This window comes from Denitrobacterium sp., assembly GCF_056180635.1.
Map to the genome: position 1 here is coordinate 1 of NZ_JAZZJS010000050.1, position 2,226 is coordinate 2,226.

At 59.8% G+C, this 2,226-nt stretch carries 3 protein-coding genes; all 3 read left to right on the plus strand.

Annotated elements, in window-relative coordinates:
• Positions 1-256, plus strand: a 256-nt coding sequence (locus tag AC04P6_RS04705) for an FAD-dependent thymidylate synthase (protein ID WP_475565447.1), incomplete at its 5' end; no start/stop codon positions are given.
• 963 nt (positions 257-1,219) lie between these two features.
• Entirely contained in the window at positions 1,220-1,648 is a 429-nt protein-coding gene (locus tag AC04P6_RS04710) for a phosphatase PAP2 family protein (RefSeq protein WP_475565448.1), read from the plus strand.
• A 168-nt stretch (positions 1,649-1,816) separates the two neighbouring features.
• The gene (locus tag AC04P6_RS04715) at positions 1,817-1,939 is read left to right on the plus strand and encodes a hypothetical protein (protein ID WP_475565450.1); all 123 of its coding nucleotides are present in this window, start codon (positions 1,817-1,819) and stop codon (positions 1,937-1,939) included.
• Positions 1,940-2,226 lie beyond the last annotated feature (287 nt).

Sequence of the window (2,226 nt, forward strand, 5' to 3'; positions counted from 1 at the left end):
CTACATTCTTCCAAACGCAGCTGAAACCAAGATCGTCGTCACGATGAACATCCGCGAGCTGCTGCATTTCTTCACCGTACGCTGCTGCAACCGCGCGCAATGGGAGATTCGCGAGCTTGCTTGGAAAATGCTCGAGCTCGCCCGTCCGACAGCGCCGTTCATCTTTGCCGAAGCTGGCCCGAGCTGCGTCCGCGGCGCCTGCCCTGAAGGCAAGATGACTTGCGGAAGCCCCTATCCCCGCGCCAAGCGGAGCTAGACGGCACCGCCAAAGGTTATTTGCTCACATCTCTCATGCCATCCGCCCGGCTCAAGGGTGCGTATACCCCTGAGCTGGGCTGCTTTTGACGCAAATAATAATCTGCTTATACTACTCTCACGGACCTTCCGATCGTCCGCCCAGCTCATCGGCGGGGCGCTCGGCCTACGGCTGCTCGCGTTTTGGAATGATTCAAGTCAGTGGCTGCGCAAGCGGCTACGCACCCTGCCGCCGAGCCGGGCTCCCCGGATGCGAATGACAGCGTTAAGGGGTATTCGCGCTGGCCTTCCGATCGCCCGCCCAGCTCATCGGCGGGGCGCTCGGCCTACGGCTGCTCGCGTTTTGGAATGATTCAAGTCAGTGGCTGCGCGAGCGGCTACGCGCCCTGCCGCCGAGCCGGGCTCCCCCGGCTCGAATTGAAACGCTTCCCCTGGAGAAGCGTCCCATCTCTGCTGTGAGTGTGATTCTTCCCCTGCTCGCGCGGGCCCTCCGATCGTCCGCCCAGTTCAGCGGCAGGGCGCTAGGCCTACAGCTGCTCGCTATTAAAAAATATTTTAAATCAGTGGCTGCGCAAGCGGCTACGCGCCCTGCCGCTGAGCTGGGCTTCCCGGATGCGAACTGAAGCATCCTGCTCTGGCGAGAAGTTCGCTGGGTTTTCTGCGTCGAGCTGCGCAAGCGGCTACGCGCCCTGCCGCTGAGCTGGGCTTCCCGGATGCGAACTGGAGCGTCCTGCTCTGGCGAAAACTCGCTGGATTTCCCTCGTCGAGCTGCGCAAGCGGCTACGTGCCTTGCTGCTGAGCTGGGCTTTCCGGGTGGGATAGCAGCCAGCTGGGCTTGCATCGGGTCTATTCCTGTGCGCCTGTTTTGATGCCAATCGTGTATCATGGTGGCATGTTTTATCCAGATTGGTACAAGCATATATCCGCGCGGTTTCGCGGCGAGACGGCCTCCCAGGTCATCAACATGCTCGACCGTACGCTCGTCATGGCGGTGGCCATCGCCTATTTCATCATGCTTGCCGTGCTCGTGGCATCGGGCGACTTCAGGTTCATAAAGGCCATCGTCGTCCCAGCGTTCACGTTTGCGCTCGTCACGTTCCTGCGCGAACGCATTAACGCTCCGCGCCCATACGATCTCTACGATATCGACCCCATCATCGTGAAGGACACGTATGGGAAATCGCTCCCAAGCCGCCACGTTGCAAGCGCGGCCATCATCGCCTTCGCACTTGCATGGGTGCACCTCGACTGGGGCGTGCTCGGCATCGTGGCATGTGGCACCGTCGCATTCACACGCATCGTGGGCGGCGTGCATTTCCCCAAGGACGTCGCGGCCGCCATCGGCATCGCAGTGCTCTGCGGCCTTGTGGGATTCGTCATCATCCCAGGGTGACAAACCCGTCGAGAATACAGCCTGTAACGCTGCGCCTGTTTCACGCACGCAGGCTCCGTTCCCCGACTTCGCGCATGCATGTGCTTGAATTCCGCAGGATATGGCGTATGATTGTTCAGGTTTAATAGATTACGGGCTAAGCGCTCGTCTGGTGCGAAAGAGTTGAACATGGAAGATTCCCCCATCATTATCATCGCTATCATCGCAGCATTCATCGGCGCGATTGCAGCCGTCATCATCGTCTTGGGCTTGCTTGGACTTCTTGGCACGCAAGGTTTCCTCGGAATCTAGCATTCTTCGACCAAACGATTCAAAAGCCCGCCGGCATTCATGAACCGGCGGGCTTTTTCTTGTTGTGCGCAATGGGGCGTGAGCGGCGGGGGCGATTCCCCATCGCGTCCCTTTCCAAAAACGCGTCTATTCACCCAGATAAGGCAATCCTGTCGCCTTGTCGATGAGCGGCTTTCCGAGGCGGGCAAGCTCGGCGGCAAGCGCCTCTACGAGCAGTGGGAGCGCCTCCTTCACGGCAGGCGTCAAGTCCTCGGTGAGTATTTCCGGCTCGGTGTTTTCCACCTGCA